The organism is Novosphingobium sp. GW821-FHT09E05, from assembly GCF_059416165.1.
Genome location: NZ_JBWKOQ010000001.1, coordinates 1,857,128 through 1,873,884, shown reverse-complemented (window position 1 = coordinate 1,873,884; position 16,757 = coordinate 1,857,128). Strand labels below are relative to the sequence as shown.

The following is a 16,757-nucleotide window of genomic DNA, read 5'->3' as shown; positions in this document are numbered from 1 at the left end:
TCGGGCGTGAATGAGGGATTTGAAAGCGGTTTTGAGCGGCGCACGGTACTGGCCGGCATCTTCGCCACCGGGGTCTTGCTGGCGCTTCCGGCCTGTACGACGGTGGGCACCACTCTCGGCAAGCCCACCCCGACGGCGATCGTCGAACGCCTGTTGATGATCTCCAGCCAGCGCGCCTTCGCCCGGCTGACGCAGCCCGACGGATTCTGGGACAGCACCGTTGCGCGCATCGACCTGCCGGTGCTGTTCGGCAAGCCGGGCTCGAAGGTCGCAAAGATCCTCAAGTCCCCGCTGTTCCGCGACAAGCTGCAGCACGAGCTCAACGTGATCGCCGAGGACGGCGCCCGCGTCGCCGCGCCGCTGGTCTACGACGCGGTGCGCGGCCTCACCCTCGCCGATGCGCTGTCGTTGCTGCGGGGCGGCAACACCGCCGCGACGACGTTCCTGCGCCAGTCGATGGGACCTTCGCTCGTGAACGTCATGATCCCCGAACTGGGCCGGGTGATCGCGGCTACCGACGACCCGCTCGTCAACCAGGCGATCTCGGCGCTCACCGGCGTCAATGTGAACGATGCCGCCCACGCTCTCGCGATCGAGGCGGACAACGCGATCTGGTACGAGATCGGCGCGCAGGAAGGCGAAATCCGCCAGAATCCCGAGTCGACCAACGATCCGCTGCTGATTGCCGCGCTGAAGGTGCGGTGACGTCGTCCCCGGCTCGGCCGGGGACCACTTCGGGCCGAGCCCACCGGCTGCCGGAGCGCGACTTCTTCAAGACTACGGCGGTCTCCGCTTTCGGGCGGGCGGCGCGGGGTGATCCCCCGCTAGCCCCGCGGCCGACCATTCCCTATAGGGTCGCCAGAATCGCGCTCTACAGGATCGAACCACCATGAAGTTCTTCGTCGACACCGCCGACATCGCCGACATCAGGGAGCTGGCCGACACCGGCCTGCTCGACGGCGTGACCACCAACCCCTCGATCATCGCCAAGTCGGGCCGCGACTTCATGGAAGTCACGCGCGAGATCTGCGGCATCGTCGATGGTCCGGTCAGCGCCGAAGTCGTCGCGCTCGACCATGCCGGCATGATGCGCGAGGCCGAAGTGCTGCGCAAAATCGCCGACAACGTCTGTGTGAAGGTGCCGCTCACCATCGACGGCCTCAAGACCTGCAAGAAGCTCACCGCGGATGGCACCATGGTCAACGTGACGCTGTGCTTCTCGGCCAACCAGGCGCTGCTCGCCGCCAAGGCCGGCGCCACCTTCGTCTCGCCCTTCATCGGCCGCCACGACGACAATGGCTTCGACGGCATCGACCTCATCAGCGACATCCGGCTGATCTACGACAACTACGCCTACGAGACGCAGATACTTGCCGCCTCGATCCGCCACGGCGTCCACGTCCTCCAGTGCGCCAAGATCGGCGCCGACGTGATGACCGCGCCGCCGGCCGTCATCAAGGGCCTGTTCAAGCACATCCTTACCGACAAGGGCATTGAAGGCTTCATGGCCGACTGGGCCAAGACCGGACAGTCGATCTGATCCTGCGCGTCGTCCCCGGCCTGTCCGGGGACGACGTCCTGAAACGCCCACCTATCGCATCGCGCATTTGAGCCCCGCGCCGTCATGCGCTAGCTGGGTCGAATGTCCGACGAATCCCCCGCAGACCGCTTCAAGTCCGTCCTCGCCGGCGCCTCGCGCGCCATCGCGCAGGAAAAGGAGATCGAGGTCAACTGGACCGCCGACGCGCCCAGTTCGACCGGCGGCACCTTCCGCGTGCCGATGCCGGGCCGCAGCCTGCCCCGCGCCGCCGCGATGCAGGCGCGCGGCTATGCCGACAGCTTCGCGCTCAAGCTGCGCCACCACGACGACAAGCTGCACATGCGCAAGGCTCCGTCCGAGCCCTCGGCCCGCGCGGCCTACGATGCGGTCGAGGCCGTACGCTACGAAGCGCTGGGCGCCAATGCCTACCCCGGCATGGCGGAGAACCTCGACGCTGCGCTGATGGCGCGCATCGCTTCGGACCCCATTTCCCGCGCCGATACGCCTGACGCCGTGCCGGTCCCCGCCGCCCTCGCGCTGCTCCTGCGCGAGCGGCTGACCGGCCAGCCGATCCCCGAGATCGCCGCGCCCGGCGTCGACCTCGTGCGCAAGTGGATCGAGCAGAAGGCCGGCAAGGACTTCGACGCGCTCGCCAGCTCGCTGGAGGACCAGCAGGCGTTCCAGTCCCTCTCTCTCGACATGCTCCAGCACCTCGAACTGACCCGCGCCGAGGAAATGCCCCAGGAACCCAACGACGCCGACGACATGGACGGCGACGAGGAGACCGAGGAGGAAGAGGAAGGCGGCGAGCAGGACCAGGACCAGAACCCGGCCGAGATGGCCGCCGAGCCCTCGCAGGGCGACGACGAGGGCGAGAGCGAATCGGAAGGCGAGACTTCCGATGACATGGACGAGGGCGAGGAAGGACAGGAAGGCGACGAGGGCATGCTCCCGGTGCGCCCCAACCGCCCCTGGACCGACATCCCCGAGAGCTTCGACTACAAGGTCTTCACCGAGGCCTTCGACGAAGTCGCGATCGCCTCCGACTTGTGCGACGAGGAGGAACTGACCCGCCTGCGAGCCTATCTCGACGCGCAGCTGAAGGGCCTGCAGGGCGTCGTGACCCGCCTCGCCAACCGCCTCCAGCGCCGCCTGATGGCCCAGCAGAACCGCTCGTGGGACTTCGACCAGGAAGAGGGCCTGCTCGATGCCGCCCGGCTGGCGCGCGTGGTGGTCTCGCCCGGCCAGTCGCTGTCCTACAAGATCGAGCGCGAGGTCGAGTTCAAGGACACGATCGTCACGTTGCTGCTCGACAATTCGGGCTCGATGCGCGGGCGGCCGATCTCGATCGCGGCGATCAGCGCCGACGTGCTCGCGCGCACGCTGGAGCGCTGCGGCGTCAAGGTCGAGATCCTCGGCTTCACCACCCGGGCCTGGAAGGGCGGACAGAGCCGCGAGGCCTGGCTGGCGAACGGCAAGCCGCAGCACCCCGGGCGCCTCAACGACCTGCGCCACATCATCTACAAGAAGGCCGACGAGCCCTGGCGCCGCGCCAAGAAGAACCTCGGCCTGATGATGCGCGAGGGCCTGCTGAAGGAAAACATCGACGGCGAGGCCCTGCTCTGGGCGCATAGCCGCATGCTCGCCCGGCAGGAGGACCGCCGCATCCTGATGGTCATTTCCGACGGCGCGCCCGTGGACGATTCGACCCTCTCGGTGAACTCGGCGGGCTACCTCGAAGCCCACCTGCGCCGCGTGATCGAGTGGATCGAGGCCAAGAGCCCGGTCCAGCTCGTCGCCATCGGCATTGGCCACGACGTCACCCGCTACTACCGCCGAGCGGTGACGATCATGGACGCCGAACAGCTCGGCGGCACGATGATCGAGCAGCTGGCTGGCCTGTTCGAGGAGGAGTGACAGCGGCGCGGCTTGACTGCGCCGGCTCGCCGCTTATGCGCCAAAGCCTATGACCGACGTATCCAGCCTTACGCTGTTCAACAGCCTGACCCGCCAGCTCGAGCCGTTCGAGCCCGTCCATCCCGGCGAGGCGCGCGTCTATACCTGCGGGCCGACGGTCTACAACTATCCCCACATAGGCAACATGCGTGCCTATGTCTTCGCCGACGTGCTGGGGCGGACGCTGAGTCACAAGGGCTACAAGCTCACCCACGTCATCAACATCACCGACGTCGGCCACCTGACCGACGACGCCGATGCCGGCGAGGACAAGATGGAGAAGATGGCGCGCGCGCAGGCGCAGTCGATCTGGGACATCGCCGCGCACTACACGCAGGCCTACTGGGCCGATATCGCTGCGCTCAACATCCGCCAGCCGGCGAAGTGGTCGATTGCCACGGATTACGTGCCGCAGATGATCGAATTCGCCGAGAAAATCGCGCCAACCCACTGCTATGAATTGGAAAGTGGGCTCTATTTCGACATCTCTACCGTCTCGGACTACGGCCGCCTCGCACGCGCCGTGACCGACGAAGGGGAAGGGCGCATCGAAGCCGTCGAGGGCAAGCGCAATCACGCCGACTTCGCGATCTGGCGCAAGACGCCGGTAGGGGAGAAGCGGCAGATGGAGTGGGATTCGCCCTGGGGCCGCGGTGCCCCCGGCTGGCATCTCGAATGCTCGGTCATGAGCGGCGACCTGCTCGGCTTCCCGTTCGACATCCATACCGGCGGCATCGACCACCGCGAGATACACCACCCCAACGAGATTGCCCAGAACCAGGCGTTCTGCTGCACCAACGGCCTCGACACGCCCTCAAATTCGGGCGCCAAGGTCTGGATGCACAACAATTTTCTCGTCGAACGCTCGGGCAAGATGAGCAAGTCCTCGGGCGAGTTCCTGCGCCTGCAACTGCTGATCGACAAAGGCTACCATCCGCTCGGCTACCGCATGATGTGCCTTCAGGCGCATTACCGCAGCGAACTGGAATTCAGCTGGGAGGGCCTCGCCGCCGCGCTCGTGCGTCTCAAGCGCATGATCATGGTGGCCGAGCGGCTTGCCGACGCGGAGCCTGCCGATGCGGTGCACCCGAAGCTCGCGCCGATGCTCGAAACTTTCGAGAAGGCGATCGGCGACGACCTTAACACCGCCATCGCGCTCACTGCGCTGGAGGAGGTACTTGCCGCCAAGAAGGTCGATCCCGGCGCCAAGCGCGCGGTGGTCGACACGATGGACGCGGTGCTCGGGCTCGAGCTGTTCGGTACTTCGCGCGCCGATCTGCGTCTGCGGCCCAAGACGGCCGAAATCACCGAAGCGGAGATCGAGGATGTCCTTGCCCGCCGCAGGCAGGCCCGTGCGGACAAGGACTTCGCCGCCTCCGATGCCCTGCGCGACGACCTTGCCGCCAAAGGCGTCGAGGTGATGGACGGCGATCCGCTTGGCTGGGAATGGAAGCTCGGCTGACGGTTCCCGGCGGACCGTGCGCAAGACGGCAAGGACGGATGCAAAACCCGCTCTTGTAACCCCTCGCGTTCGTGTCGAGGTTGGATTTTCGTTGTTCAACCGGAGTTCCATAATGACCGTCGCCGTCGTCAACGCCGCCCTGCGCCCCACCCTCGAAGGCCAGTTGCCCGAAGGTGTCGAGCCGCTGTGGTTCGAGACCACGGACGAACTCATGGAACTGGCACCGCGCGCCGAGGTCGCTTGGCTCGACATGATCGCGCCTCCCCGGGCCGCGGCGGCGATCGCGCTCATGACGGGGCTCAAGTGGTACAACGCGATGTCGTCGGGCGTGGACTGGCTGCCGCTCGACGTGCTGCGCGAACGCGGCGTCACGCTCACCAACGGGGCGGGCATCCATGCGCAGACCGTCTCCGAGTTCGCCGTCATGGGCATGCTGACGATGGCGAAGGGCTGGCGCGAAGTGGTGCGCGCGCAGGACCGGCACGAATGGCTCGCCGAGCCTCCGGGCAAGCGTGAACTGCTCGATTCCGAAGTTCTGGTGATCGGCGCGGGCGAGATCGGGTCGCGTATCGCCGAGATATTGCGGGTTCTCGGCGCGAAGGTCACCAGCGCGCGCCGCAGTCCGGGGCCGGGTGAACTGGGCGACGGTGAATGGCAGGCTGCGCTGGGCCGGTTCGACTGGGTCATCCTCATCGTGCCGTCCACGCCGCAGACCACCGGCATGTTCGGCGCGGCGGAATTCGCCCGCATGAAGCCGGGCGCGACGCTGCTCAACTTCGCACGCGGCACCGTGATCGACCAGGACGCGCTCCTGGCGGCAATCGATTCTGGGCATCTGGGCGGCGCATTCCTCGACGTCACCACGCCCGAACCGCTGCCCGCCGACCATCCGCTGTGGTCGCGCGAGAACGTCCATGTCTCGATGCACCTCGCCGGCCGGGCGCAGGAGGCGCTGTTCGCGCGCGGGGCAGCCCGTTTTCTCGACAATCTCGGCCGATACCGCCGCGGCGAGCAACTGGCCCATACGGTCGATCTTTCCGCCGGTTACTAGCCCTGCCTGCGCCTGCCTGATAATTTCTTCGGCGAGGCTGGTTGATTTATCAGGGACGCTGCCGAGACGAATCGCGTATCAGCCTCGGCAAGACGGCCGGACATGCAGGACCGGCGGCAGGAACGAGTGGGGAAAAGCTGATCATGGCTGAAAGCGACAAGCGCAAGGCATCGGACCTCTTCATCGAGTGTCTCGAGCAGGAGGGCGTCGAATATATCTTCGGCGTGCCGGGCGAGGAGAACCTCGACTTTCTCGATTCGCTCTCGCGTTCCAAGCAGATCAAGCTGATCCTGACGCGTCACGAGCAGGGCGCTGGCTTCATGGCGGCGACGTATGGCCGCCACACCGGCAAGGCGGGCGTGTGCCTCTCGACGCTAGGCCCGGGCGCGACGAACTTCGTCACCGCCGCCGCCTATGCGACGCTGGGGGGCATGCCGATGCTGATGATCACCGGCCAGAAGCCGATCAAGAAGTCGAAGCAGGGCCGCTTTCAGATCCTCGACGTGGTCTCGATGATGCAGCCGATCACCAAGTACGCGCACCAGATGGCCTCCTCGGACAACATCCCGAGCCGCGTGCGCGAGGCGTTCCGCATCGCCGAGGAGGAGAAGCCCGGCGCCACCCATATCGAACTGCCAGAGGACATCGCCGACGAGCACACCGATTCGCGCCCTGTGCCGCGCTCGATCGTCCGCCGCCCGACGGCGGACGTGAAGTCGATCGTCCAGGCTGTCGATGCGTTGCAGAAGGCCAGGCAGCCGGTGCTGGTGATCGGGGCGGGCGCGAACCGCAAGATGACCAGCAAGATGCTCACCGAGTTCGTCGAGAAGACCGGCATCCCGTTCCTCACGACGCAGCTCGGCAAGGGCGTCATCGACGAGCGTCACCCGATGTTCCTGGGCTGCGCGGCGCTGTCGGCGGGCGATTTCGTCCACCGCGCGATCGAGGACGCGGACTGCATCGTCAACATCGGCCATGACGTGATCGAGAAGCCGCCGTTCTTCATGACCAACGACGGCACCCGCGACGACCGCGTGGTGATCCATGTCTCGACCAAGACCGCCGAGGTCGACCCGGTCTACTTCCCGCATATCGAGGTAATCGGCGACATCGCCAATGCCATGTGGCAGCTCAAGGAAGCGGTAACGCCGTCGGCGAAGTGGAACTTCGACGCAATGCTGCGCTACCGCAGGGCCGAGGTCGAGCACACCGCGAAGCTGGCCGCGGACGAGCGTTTCCCCATTTTCCCGCCGCACGCGGTCCAGCAGGTCCGCGAGGCTTTGCCCGACGACGGGATCATCTGCCTCGACAATGGCATCTACAAGCTGTGGTTCGCGCGGGGTTATTCGGCCCGGGGGCGCAACACGGTGCTGCTCGACAACGCGTTGGCGACGATGGGGGCAGGGCTGCCCTCGGCCATGGCGAGCGCGATGGTCTATCCGGGGCGCAAGGTTCTGGCCATCTGCGGCGACGGCGGCTTCATGATGAACAGCCAGGAACTCGAAACCGCAGTACGCCTCGAGCTCGACCTGACGGTCCTGATCCTGAACGACAACGCCTACGGCATGATCCGCTGGAAGCAGGCCAACATGGGCTTTGCCGATTTCGGGCTGACCTACGGCAACCCGGACTTCGTGAAGTATGCCGAGGCTTACGGCGCCAACGGCTACCGCGTGGAGAGCGCCGCGCATCTCAAGGAACTGCTGGCCCATTGCCGCGACACGCCGGGCGTCCATGTGATCGACTGCCCGGTCGACTATTCGGAGAACGACCGCATCCTCAATACCGAGATCAAGGATCTTTCACGGGCGCTTTGACGGGGTATGCCTCGTCATCCCGTTGCTGCCGGGATGACGAGGCGCAGGCGTTCAGTAGTCCTCGATCAGCAGCAGTTCCGCTTCGATCGTCATGCGCGGCATGGGGATCGTCAGGTGGTCGACCGCGACCACTGTGGCTTCGGCAACGATCTGGCGTGCGACCGTGAATTCGTGCTCCGGCAGGGCCGCGACATAAGCCTCGCCCCGAGCCACTGCGTCATCGCCCTCGAACGCGACGAGGATGGTATGCCGCGAACCGGAGAACGTGGCGCTCGACCAGGGTTTCTCGTCGTGGCGCAGGAATTCGGCCTCGGGTCCAGCGAGTTGCAGGACCTGCGACAGGAGCCTGAGCCACGGGCCGCGCCGCGCGCCTCCGCGCGGCATGGCGAAGGGGAGCCTCGTCTCGCGAACGGCGTCAGACTGCATGGCGGTTCTCCGCGCGACCGGCGAGATAGCCGTTCATGAAACTCGCCACCCGCTCGGCCGTCCGGTCGCGCGGTATGCGGCCATTGCGCAGGTCGCCCACGAAACGGGGGTCGCTAGCAGCGAGTCGTCCGAATTTGGTCCAGGGCATCTGTGTCTCGCGCAGGAAGCGCTCGATCTGGCGCAGGAGCATCCAGGCAGGTCCTTTCTTAGGCGGTTGAAAAGGCGAAGGAATGAGCGGAATTGGCTGTGTTCCTAGAATGTTCCTTTTCAAATCCTACTTGTCTAGGAAATTTCCTACGTGTATGGATTACAATATGGAAATCGACCCCGCCCGCCGACGCCTTCTCGAACTGTCCGATGAACGGCATGTAAGCTTGTCGAAGCTGTCGCAGATGCTCGGTAAAAACCCAAGCTATCTCCAGCAGTTCGTCCGGAAAGGCAGTCCCCGCAGGCTGGAGGAGCAGGATCGCGGCATGCTGGCCCGCTTCTTCGGCGTGAGTGAGGAGGAACTGGGAAAATCGAAGGAAAAGTCCTATGCCAATTCGGATCAATCGGCTGCGGACGACTGGGCCGATGTTCCGCGTCTGACCGTCGGGGCCTCTGCCGGGCCCGGCGCGGACGGGGAGGGCGAACTGGTGTTCGACACGATTCGCTTCTCGTGGCGCTGGCTGCGCGCCATGGGCCTGCAGCCGGGGCACCTCTCGACGATCGTGGTGAGCGGCGATTCGATGGAGCCGACCTTGCGCGATGGCGACGAGATCCTCGTCGACCGCAAGCCGCGCCCCCTGCGCGACGGCATCCACGTCGTCCGGCTGGGCGACAGCCTGCTGGTCAAGCGGCTCGACACCGGGCGTCCCGGCAAGGTCGTGCTGCTCAGCGACAACCCCGCTTATCCGCCGCTGGAATGCGCCGGGCCCGAAGTCACCGTCATCGGCCGCGTGGTGTGGAAGGGCGGGCGCATCTAGGCTTCCGCTTCCTCCGGTTGCATTCGCGGCCCCTTGCGGCCATTTTCCGGCCTATGACCGAAAACACAGATACCGCCGCGAAGCAGCAGATGCGCGTGGGCATCATCCCGGTGACGCCGCTCCAGCAGAACTGCTCGCTGCTGTGGTGCACCACGACGATGCGCGGCGCGCTCGTCGATCCCGGCGGCGACCTGCCCAAGCTGCGGCAGGCGATCGAGAAGACCGGCGTCACGATCGAGAAGATTCTCGTGACCCACGGGCATCTCGACCACTGCGGCCAAGCCGGTGTGCTGGCGAAGGAACTCGGCGTACCGATCGAGGGTCCGCACGAGGAAGACCGCTTCTGGATCGCGCAACTCAGCGACGACGGCCCGCGCTGGAACATGGAGGCTCATACGTTCGAGCCCGACCGCTGGCTCGAGGATGGCGACAAGGTGACCGTGGGTGACCTTGAGCTCGACGTCGTGCACTGCCCGGGCCACACGCCCGGCCACGTCGTGTTTCACCACGCGCCGAGCCGTTTCGCGATGGTCGGCGACGTGTTGTTCCAGGGCGGCATCGGCCGCTGGGACTTCCCGCGCGGCAATCTCGACGATCTCGTCGATTCGATCACGAAGAAGCTCTGGCCACTGGGTGACGACGTCACTTTCGTGCCCGGGCACGGACCGGTCAGCACCTTCGGGCAGGAGCGCCGGACGAATCCCTATGTCGGCGACGACGCTCTCGAGGACGGTCGTCCCGCCAGGGGGCTCTATAGGTAATGTATAGGCACCGCCCCCGCTGGGTCCGGGTCGGTGCCTATGAGGGCGCCTTAGAAGCGTCCCAGCGCGATCAGCACCGCCATGACCGCAAGGCCCAGTAGCACCAGCACCGTGACGCAGAAGCCGATCGCGCGCAGCGGCGACTTCTCGGGCTTGTCCATCCCGAAGGCATGGGCGACGCGCGCCAGCAGATAGAGCGCTCCGACGATCGCCAGCCAGGCGCCGCCCTTGCCGGTCAGCTCGATCGCGGCGATCAGGATCAGCACGAAGGGCGTGTTCTCGACATAGTTGGCGTGGGCGCGCATGCGGTGCAGGAGAATCCGGTTGCCGCCGTCGCCCTGCCAGACCTTGGCGCTCATCCGGACCGTGCTGGTGCGCAGCGCCAGCCAGAAGTTGAGTACGGCGGCAGCGGCGGCCAGACTTAGGGTGGTCTGCAGAATCATTATATTAGGGCTCCGGCTTGGCCCGCGGTCGATCCCGCGCTTGGCGATGCGTTCATGGGCGAGGGAGTAACGGGTTGCAACTCGCCTGAAATGAGGTATAGGCGCGCCTTCGCAAGCCGCCGTGTCCCCTAACGGTCACCGGCGGCCTTTTTGACAAAACTGCATTTCCAGGAACAGGTGCCGAAATGGCTGTCCCTAAAAGAAAAACCACCCCTTCACGCCGCGGCATGCGTCGTAGCCACGACGCGCTGACCGTCGCAGCATTCCATGAATGCTCGAACTGCGGTGAACTCAAGCGTCCGCACAACCTGTGCAACGCCTGCGGTCACTACAACGGCCGTGAAATCGTCGCGGTCGAAGTCTAAAGACTTCTGAGTCTTAGCAAGACCTCTGGCGAATTTCGGAGAGAGCCCATGAGTTTACCGCGTATCGCCATTGATGCGATGGGCGGTGACGAGGGTGTGCGCGTCATGATCGAAGGCGCGGCATTAGCGCGCCGTCGGCACGACCGTTTCAAGTTCCTGCTCGTGGGTGACGAGGTGCGGATCAAGTCCGCTCTCGAGAATCACCCCAACCTGCGGGCCAGCTCCGAAATCCTTCACACCGAAGGCGTCATCAGTGGCGAGGACAAGCCGAGCCAGGCCCTGCGCCGTGCCAAGGGCACGTCGATGGGCCGCGCCATCGAGGCGGTGAAGCTCGGCCATGCCGGCGCCGCCGTCAGCGGTGGCAACACCGGCGCGTTGATGGCGATCGCCAAGCTCTCGCTGCGCACGATGCCCGGCATCGATCGTCCCGCATTGGCCGCGCTGCTGCCGACGCTGGGCGACAACGACGTCGTCATGCTCGACCTCGGCGCCAACACCGAGTGCGACAGCCGCAACCTCGTGCAGTTCGCGATCATGGGCGCCTGCTATGCCCGTGTCGCCACGGGCCGCGAACAGCCGCGCGTTCGCCTGCTCAACATCGGCAGCGAGGAAATCAAAGGCACCGACGAGGTGCGCGACGCCGCCGCGATCCTGAAAGCGGCCGCCGGCGACCTTTCGATGTCCTTCGACGGATTCACCGAGGCGGACAAGATCTGCCGCGGCGACATGGACGTCGTCGTAACCGACGGTTTCTCGGGCAACATCGCCCTGAAGGCGGTGGAAGGCACGGCGCGGTTCGTCGCCGACCTGCTGAAGCGCGGCTTCTCCAGTTCGCTGCGCTCGAAGATCGGGTTCCTGATCTCGAAGCCCGCGACCGAGCTGCTCAAGCACCATCTCGACCCCAACAATCACAATGGCGCGGTTTTCCTCGGCCTCAACGGCATCGTCGTGAAAAGCCACGGCAGCGCCAATGCCGTGGGCGTGGCCAATGCCGTGGCGGTCACCGCCCGGCTCCTGGAGGAAAACGTGACCGAGCGCATCACCGCCGACCTCGCCCGCGTGGGCGGGGCGACATGGCGCAAGCCCAGCGGCGTCAACGGCGTCCAGGAAGAACGCGCCTGATGCTACGTTCGGTCCTTATCGGAACCGGCTCGGCGCTTCCGCGCCAGGCTGTCAGCAATGCCGAACTCGCGCAGCGGGTGGATACCAGTGACGAGTGGATCGTCGAGCGTACCGGCATCACCAATCGATACATCGCCGCCCCCGACGAGACGACGACCACGCTCGCCACGGACGCCGCGCGCAGGGCGATCGAGGCAGCCGGGATCGAGGCGGCCTCCATCGACCTCATCGTGCTCGCCACCGCGACGCCGGACCAGACTTTCCCCGCCAGCGCCACGCTGGTGCAGGCCAACCTCGGCTGCCGGGGCGGCATCGCCTTCGATGTGGCAGCCGTGTGCTCGGGCTTCCTCTACGCGGTCGGCGTCGCCGATTCGATGCTGCGCACGGGCATGGCCCGCCGCGCGCTCGTGATCGGTGCGGAGACCTTCAGCCGCATCCTCGACTGGGAGGACCGCACCACCTGCGTCCTGTTCGGCGACGGCGCGGGAGCGATCGTCCTGGAAGCGCAGGAGCAGGAGGGCGATACGCAGAGGGGCATCCTCGCGACGCGCCTCCACGCCGACGGCGCCCACAACCAGCTGCTCTATGTCGATGGCGGCCCGTCCACCACCGGCACGGTCGGCAAGCTGCGCATGAAGGGCCGCGAGGTGTTCCGTCATGCCGTCGTGAACCTCGCCGAAGTGCTTCGCGAAGTGCTTGATGAGGCTGGGCTTTCCACCGACGATCTCGACTGGCTGGTCCCGCACCAGGCCAATGCGCGCATTCTCGATGCGACCGCTAAGAAGCTGAACCTGAGCCCCGACAAGGTCGTGATGACGGTTGCCCAGCACGCCAATACCTCCGCCGCGTCGGTGCCGCTGGCGCTTGACCAGGCGGTTCGCGACGGGCGGATCAAGGTCGGCGATCTGGTTATGCTGGAGGCCATGGGCGGCGGATTCACGTGGGGCGCGAGCCTGATTCGCGTCTAGTCGTTTCCTGCATTGGTCCAATTGCGTTCAATATTGGACGCAGCATTGCTTTCTTCCCGCTTTTTCATATTATAACCGCATCAGCGCACGAAGGGGATGCGGGCTTGATGCGCTCTACGGATACTTTGACCAGGGCTGAAATCGCCGAGGCCATACATCGGAAGCTGGGTATATCCCGGGCGGAGTCGCTTGCCATGGTGGAGGCGGTGCTCCAGCAGATGTGCGCGGCCCTCAGCCATGGAGAAAACGTGAAGATCTCGGGTTTCGGGACCTTCCTGCTGCGTGACAAGGGAGAGCGGGTCGGCCGTAATCCCAAGACCGGCGTGGAAGTGCCGATTACCCCGCGACGGGTCATGACGTTCCGCGCCAGCCAGATGCTGAAGGACCGTATCGCCCAGGATTGAAGGGGAAACCCTTTGCGAACAAGGCAGATATGACCATTTCGGATACCCAGAACGACACGAACGAAACCGGTGGTGGCACGGCCACGGCTAAGCTAGCCGGGGCCGTGCCCGAGGCCGGCCCTATCTTCAACGACGGCAAGGACCCGCAGGCGCTGCGCACGATCGGGGAGGTCGCCAAGGCGCTCGACATCCGTCCGCACGTGCTGCGCTACTGGGAAGAGCAGTTTGCCGCTCTCGCCCCGATCAAGCGCAGCGGTTCACGCCGTTACTACCGCGCCGAGGACGTGGCCCTGATCGTCGAGATAGACCGCCTCGTTCATCGTGAGGGGTATACGCTGCGCGGTGCCGCCAAAGTGATTGAAGAAAATTTGCAGGGCGCTGCAAGTATTGGCCGAAGTCCGGACGAAGAAGTGGTTAATTTGATGGAGGATGATTTCTTCCGGAAACTTGCCGCGATTCGCCAACGGCTGGCGGCCGGGCTGGCCGCCGCCTGATCGCCGCGCGCCGGCGCGGGCCGGCTCTCGCGGGTGCTGCTTCTGCCAGCCTCAGCCCAGGAAGGCCCTTACGTCGGCCACGAAGCGGTCGAACTGGTCGTGGTGCAGCCAGTGGCCGGCGTCCTCGTATTCGATCAGTCTGGCGCCCGGGAAGTGTTCAAGCCTGCCGTCCGCCGCCGGGCTGCCCGCAAAGCTGTTTCGGCCCCACAGCAGCAGCATCGGGCATGTCACCGCCTCCCATAGCGCGATGATCTGGTCGGTCGGCAGGTCCGAGGCCGACCAGACGTTGAGGTAATTGTCGAACTTCCAGCTCCAGGTGCCGTCCTCGTTGCGGCTGGCGCCGTGGATGGTGAGATGGCGGGCCTGCTCGTCGGTCAGGAACGAATTTTCCGTCTTCATGCGCTGGTAGGCGTCGCGGAGCGTGGCGTACTTGCGCACGTTGCGGGCCGAGGCCTTGCGCTTGTCCTCGATCCACTGGCGCAGCCGTTCGCCGGCGCCCCTGGCTTCCTGTTCGCGCCGCGTCGCGGGCGGGGGCCCGAGACCCTCGATGTTGACGAACCTCGCCACCTTCTCCGGATAGAGCCCGGCGAAGCGCGTGGTGATGTTGCCGCCGAGCGAGTGCGCGATGATCGTCACCTGATCGTGGCCGAGCGTGTGGACCAGCTGGGCGAAATCGTAGACGAAGGCGTCCATCGCATAGTGCCCCTCCGGCGACCATTCGCTGTCGCCATGGCCGCGCAGGTCCGGGCATATGACGTGCCAGTCGCGGCGCAGTTCCTCGGCCACCCAGTCCCAGCTGCGGCAATGGTCACGCCCGCCGTGCTGCAGGATGAGCGGAGGCGCGTCCGCATTGCCCCAGTCGACGTAGTTGAGGCGCAGTCGCTGGGAGATGAAGCGGTTCGAAGTGGGGCCGAGCTGGGTCATGGCGCCAGAGGTGGAACGCCCGGCGCGCGCCGTCAACGTCGCGCGGTCCTGCCCTGGCGATTACGGCAGGTACGACAGCCTGGGATACCAGTCGGTGCCGCGTCCGCCGGGGGTAAGGTCGAGCACGGTCCACAAGGGCGCGATTTCGGTGGCGCCGCGCGGGTCCTCGCCCGGATCGGCCATGTCCTTGGTGGTCTCGCCCATCCAGTGGAGGCCTACCGCGTCGCCCTGCTTCACCAGCACCATCAGCACCGGCCATTCCCAGCCGGTCTCCGGATCGAGCCCGCCGATCGCCAGCGAGAACGCATCGCCGACCGCCTGGTGGAACGGCAGGTCGCGCCAGCCGCGCTCGATGGCGAAGGCGATCTGCCGTTCGACGGGGGAACGCGCGACCACGGCGAGCGCCACGCGCTGGCGCAGGTCGGCGGCGTTGGCCGCCAACGGCCCGAGCAGGTTGGTGCACATCGGGCAGGGCCGCTCACGGTCGGGGCCGTACATCCAGTGATACAGCACCAGGGTATCGAGCCCGCCGAACATCTCCGCCAGCCCGATGTCCGCGCCATTGGCGTCGATGAAGCGGTAGTCCTCCTCGATCGCGGGGCCGGGCGGCAGCTCCCGCAGCTGCGCGGCGAGGCTCCCGAGCTGGCGGCGCGCCTCGATCTCGCGGGCCAGCAGCGCCTCGCGCGCGGCGGCGTATTCGGCGGTTTCGTGAGCGAAGCGCGGCTTCCTGAGCGCGGCCAGCTCGTTCGCGGGCGGTAGCGGCGTGTTCATGACGCAGATCCTCTCACCGTTTCGCGCGTGAACGCCCGGGCAGGCCGGTAGGCTGCATTTGTGGGGATGAATTAATGCTATCCCCCCGCCGTCCTTGGCAAACCGGGGCGCCAGCGCCTATCTCGCGGGCCAGACATTATCGACGTTCTTCGGAGACAGCCCAGTGGCGACCACGCACAAGACCCGCATGCTCATCATCGGCTCCGGCCCGGCGGGGCTGTCCGCCGCTATCTACGGCGCGCGTGCGGGCATGGCGCCGATCGTCGTGCAGGGGCTTCAGCCCGGCGGCCAGCTGACCATCACCACCGATGTCGAGAACTATCCCGGCTTCCGGGAGGTCATCCAGGGCCCGTGGCTTATGCAGGAGATGGAAGCGCAGGCGGTCCATGTCGGCACCCGCATGATGTGGGACACGATCACCAACGTCGACCTCTCGGGCGACACCTTCGTCGCGACCGGCGATGGCGGTGACATCTACGAGGGTGACACCCTCGTCATCGCCACCGGCGCGCAGGCGCAGTGGCTGGGCGTTCCGGGCGAGCAGGAGCTGTCGGGCAAGGGCGTCTCGGCCTGCGCGACCTGCGACGGGTTCTTCTACCGCGGCAAGAAGGTGGTGGTGATCGGCGGCGGCAACACCGCGGTCGAGGAAGCGCTCTACCTCACCAACCACTCCGACGATGTGACCCTGATCCACCGCCGCGACAGCCTGCGCGCCGAGAAGATCCTCCAGGACCGCCTGTTCGCGCACCCGAAGATCTCGGTGGTGTGGAACCAGCGCGTCGACCGCTTCATGGCCGGCGAGGACGGCGGCCTGCGGGCACTGGCGCTGATCGACACGGTGACCGGAGAGCAGAGCGAAATCGTCACCGACGGCGCCTTCGTCGCCATCGGCCACGCCCCGGCGACCGAGCTTTTCAAGGGCAAGCTCGCCATGGACGAGACCGGCTACCTGCTGGTGCAGCCGGGCACGCCCAAGACCGACGTTCCGGGCGTGTTCGCCGCGGGCGACGTCTCGGACCACGTCTACCGGCAGGCCATCACGGCGGCGGGCATGGGCTGCATGGCCGCGCTGGATGCCGAGCGCTATCTTGCTGCCAAGGAATTCGCCGGGATCACGGAGACGGTTCAGGGCTGACCTGCGGATCGACCGATAAACCTCGTCGCCCCCGCGCAGGCGGGGACCCCGCTTTTTCTGTCCAGAGCGCGAGAAGGCGGGGACTCCGCATTTGCGAGGGCGAGGGGTCTTGTGGGTTTCAGGCAACTGCGCTGACGGCCTCAACTCCGCTTT

General features: G+C 66.1%; 19 protein-coding genes. 14 read left to right on the top strand and 5 right to left on the bottom strand.

The genetic code is table 11. The features are described 5' to 3' along the window. Positions 1–6: 6 nt before the first annotated feature. The 6 genes from AC07M9_RS08800 to AC07M9_RS08775 all read left to right on the top strand — a co-directional run bounded on the left by AC07M9_RS08800 (position 7) and on the right by AC07M9_RS08775 (position 7,826). Positions 7–705 carry a DUF4197 domain-containing protein gene (locus AC07M9_RS08800; RefSeq protein ID WP_494883043.1) on the top strand — a complete coding sequence of 233 codons (699 nt, stop codon included), beginning with the start codon at positions 7–9 and terminating at the stop codon, positions 703–705. A gap of 184 nt (positions 706–889) precedes the next feature. After that, positions 890–1,540 (top strand): fructose-6-phosphate aldolase, encoded by a 651-nt coding sequence (fsa, locus tag AC07M9_RS08795; RefSeq protein WP_494883041.1) that lies wholly within the window; start codon positions 890–892, stop codon positions 1,538–1,540. A 102-nt stretch (positions 1,541–1,642) separates the two neighbouring features. Beyond that, positions 1,643–3,457 (top strand): cobaltochelatase subunit CobT, encoded by a 1,815-nt coding sequence (gene cobT, locus AC07M9_RS08790; RefSeq protein WP_494883040.1) that lies wholly within the window; start codon positions 1,643–1,645, stop codon positions 3,455–3,457. Between the two features lie 49 nt (positions 3,458–3,506). Then, the gene (gene cysS / locus AC07M9_RS08785) at positions 3,507–4,958 is read left to right on the top strand and encodes a cysteine--tRNA ligase (RefSeq protein ID WP_494883038.1); all 1,452 of its coding nucleotides are present in this window, start codon (positions 3,507–3,509) and stop codon (positions 4,956–4,958) included. 112 nt (positions 4,959–5,070) lie between these two features. After that, the gene (locus AC07M9_RS08780) at positions 5,071–6,009 is read left to right on the top strand and encodes a D-2-hydroxyacid dehydrogenase (RefSeq protein ID WP_494883036.1); all 939 of its coding nucleotides are present in this window, start codon (positions 5,071–5,073) and stop codon (positions 6,007–6,009) included. A 143-nt stretch (positions 6,010–6,152) separates the two neighbouring features. Next, positions 6,153–7,826: an acetolactate synthase large subunit gene (locus AC07M9_RS08775; RefSeq protein ID WP_494883034.1), complete on the top strand. Its 1,674-nt coding sequence runs from the start codon at positions 6,153–6,155 to the stop codon at positions 7,824–7,826. A 51-nt stretch (positions 7,827–7,877) separates the two neighbouring features. Here the strand turns inward: AC07M9_RS08775 and AC07M9_RS08770 are convergent, their stop codons facing one another. Continuing rightward, a complete protein-coding gene (locus AC07M9_RS08770; protein WP_494883032.1) occupies positions 7,878–8,252 on the bottom strand; it encodes a hypothetical protein in 375 nt (124 codons plus the stop codon). After that, on the bottom strand, positions 8,242–8,442 hold the full coding sequence (locus tag AC07M9_RS08765; protein ID WP_494883031.1) for a hypothetical protein: 201 nt from the start codon (positions 8,440–8,442) through the stop codon (positions 8,242–8,244). Before AC07M9_RS08765 ends, AC07M9_RS08770 begins: the two co-directional genes overlap by 11 nt. 124 nt (positions 8,443–8,566) lie before the next feature. On the opposite strand from AC07M9_RS08765, the gene AC07M9_RS08760 reads away from it, so the two are divergent. Together AC07M9_RS08760 and AC07M9_RS08755 are read left to right on the top strand one after the other, a co-directional pair. Beyond that, the gene (locus tag AC07M9_RS08760; RefSeq protein ID WP_494883029.1) at positions 8,567–9,217 is read left to right on the top strand and encodes a LexA family transcriptional regulator; all 651 of its coding nucleotides are present in this window, start codon (positions 8,567–8,569) and stop codon (positions 9,215–9,217) included. A 53-nt stretch (positions 9,218–9,270) separates the two neighbouring features. After that, complete coding sequence (locus tag AC07M9_RS08755; RefSeq protein WP_494883027.1) at positions 9,271–9,978, top strand: MBL fold metallo-hydrolase; 708 nt, start codon at positions 9,271–9,273, stop codon at positions 9,976–9,978. Positions 9,979–10,028: 50 nt separating this feature from the next. Here the strand turns inward: AC07M9_RS08755 and AC07M9_RS08750 are convergent, their stop codons facing one another. After that, entirely contained in the window at positions 10,029–10,421 is a 393-nt protein-coding gene (locus AC07M9_RS08750; RefSeq protein WP_494883025.1) for an MAPEG family protein, read from the bottom strand. A gap of 185 nt (positions 10,422–10,606) precedes the next feature. Between AC07M9_RS08750 and rpmF the strand changes: the two genes are divergently transcribed. The 5 genes from rpmF (at position 10,607) to AC07M9_RS08725 (ending at position 13,774) form a co-directional block, all read left to right on the top strand. Beyond that, a complete protein-coding gene (rpmF, locus tag AC07M9_RS08745) occupies positions 10,607–10,786 on the top strand; it encodes a 50S ribosomal protein L32 (protein ID WP_007682642.1) in 180 nt (59 codons plus the stop codon). 48 nt (positions 10,787–10,834) lie between these two features. After that, on the top strand, positions 10,835–11,908 hold the full coding sequence (plsX, locus tag AC07M9_RS08740; protein ID WP_494883023.1) for a phosphate acyltransferase PlsX: 1,074 nt from the start codon (positions 10,835–10,837) through the stop codon (positions 11,906–11,908). Next, positions 11,908–12,876: a beta-ketoacyl-ACP synthase III gene (locus AC07M9_RS08735; RefSeq protein ID WP_494883021.1), complete on the top strand. Its 969-nt coding sequence runs from the start codon at positions 11,908–11,910 to the stop codon at positions 12,874–12,876. Before plsX ends, AC07M9_RS08735 begins: the two co-directional genes overlap by 1 nt. 107 nt (positions 12,877–12,983) lie before the next feature. Further along, positions 12,984–13,280, top strand: coding sequence for an integration host factor subunit alpha (locus tag AC07M9_RS08730; protein ID WP_494883908.1), 297 nt, complete (start codon positions 12,984–12,986; stop codon positions 13,278–13,280). A gap of 29 nt (positions 13,281–13,309) precedes the next feature. Continuing rightward, positions 13,310–13,774, top strand: coding sequence for a MerR family transcriptional regulator (locus tag AC07M9_RS08725; protein ID WP_494883019.1), 465 nt, complete (start codon positions 13,310–13,312; stop codon positions 13,772–13,774). A gap of 51 nt (positions 13,775–13,825) precedes the next feature. On the opposite strand, the gene AC07M9_RS08720 is transcribed toward AC07M9_RS08725, so the two are convergent. Together AC07M9_RS08720 and AC07M9_RS08715 are read right to left on the bottom strand one after the other, a co-directional pair. After that, positions 13,826–14,698, bottom strand: a complete 873-nt coding sequence (locus AC07M9_RS08720) for an alpha/beta fold hydrolase (RefSeq protein ID WP_494883907.1) — start codon at positions 14,696–14,698, stop codon at positions 13,826–13,828. Between the two features lie 60 nt (positions 14,699–14,758). After that, positions 14,759–15,469: a DUF899 family protein gene (locus AC07M9_RS08715; protein ID WP_494883017.1), complete on the bottom strand. Its 711-nt coding sequence runs from the start codon at positions 15,467–15,469 to the stop codon at positions 14,759–14,761. 163 nt (positions 15,470–15,632) lie between these two features. On the opposite strand from AC07M9_RS08715, the gene trxB reads away from it, so the two are divergent. Then, positions 15,633–16,604 (top strand): thioredoxin-disulfide reductase, encoded by a 972-nt coding sequence (gene trxB, locus AC07M9_RS08710; protein WP_494883015.1) that lies wholly within the window; start codon positions 15,633–15,635, stop codon positions 16,602–16,604. Positions 16,605–16,757: the final 153 nt, after the last annotated feature.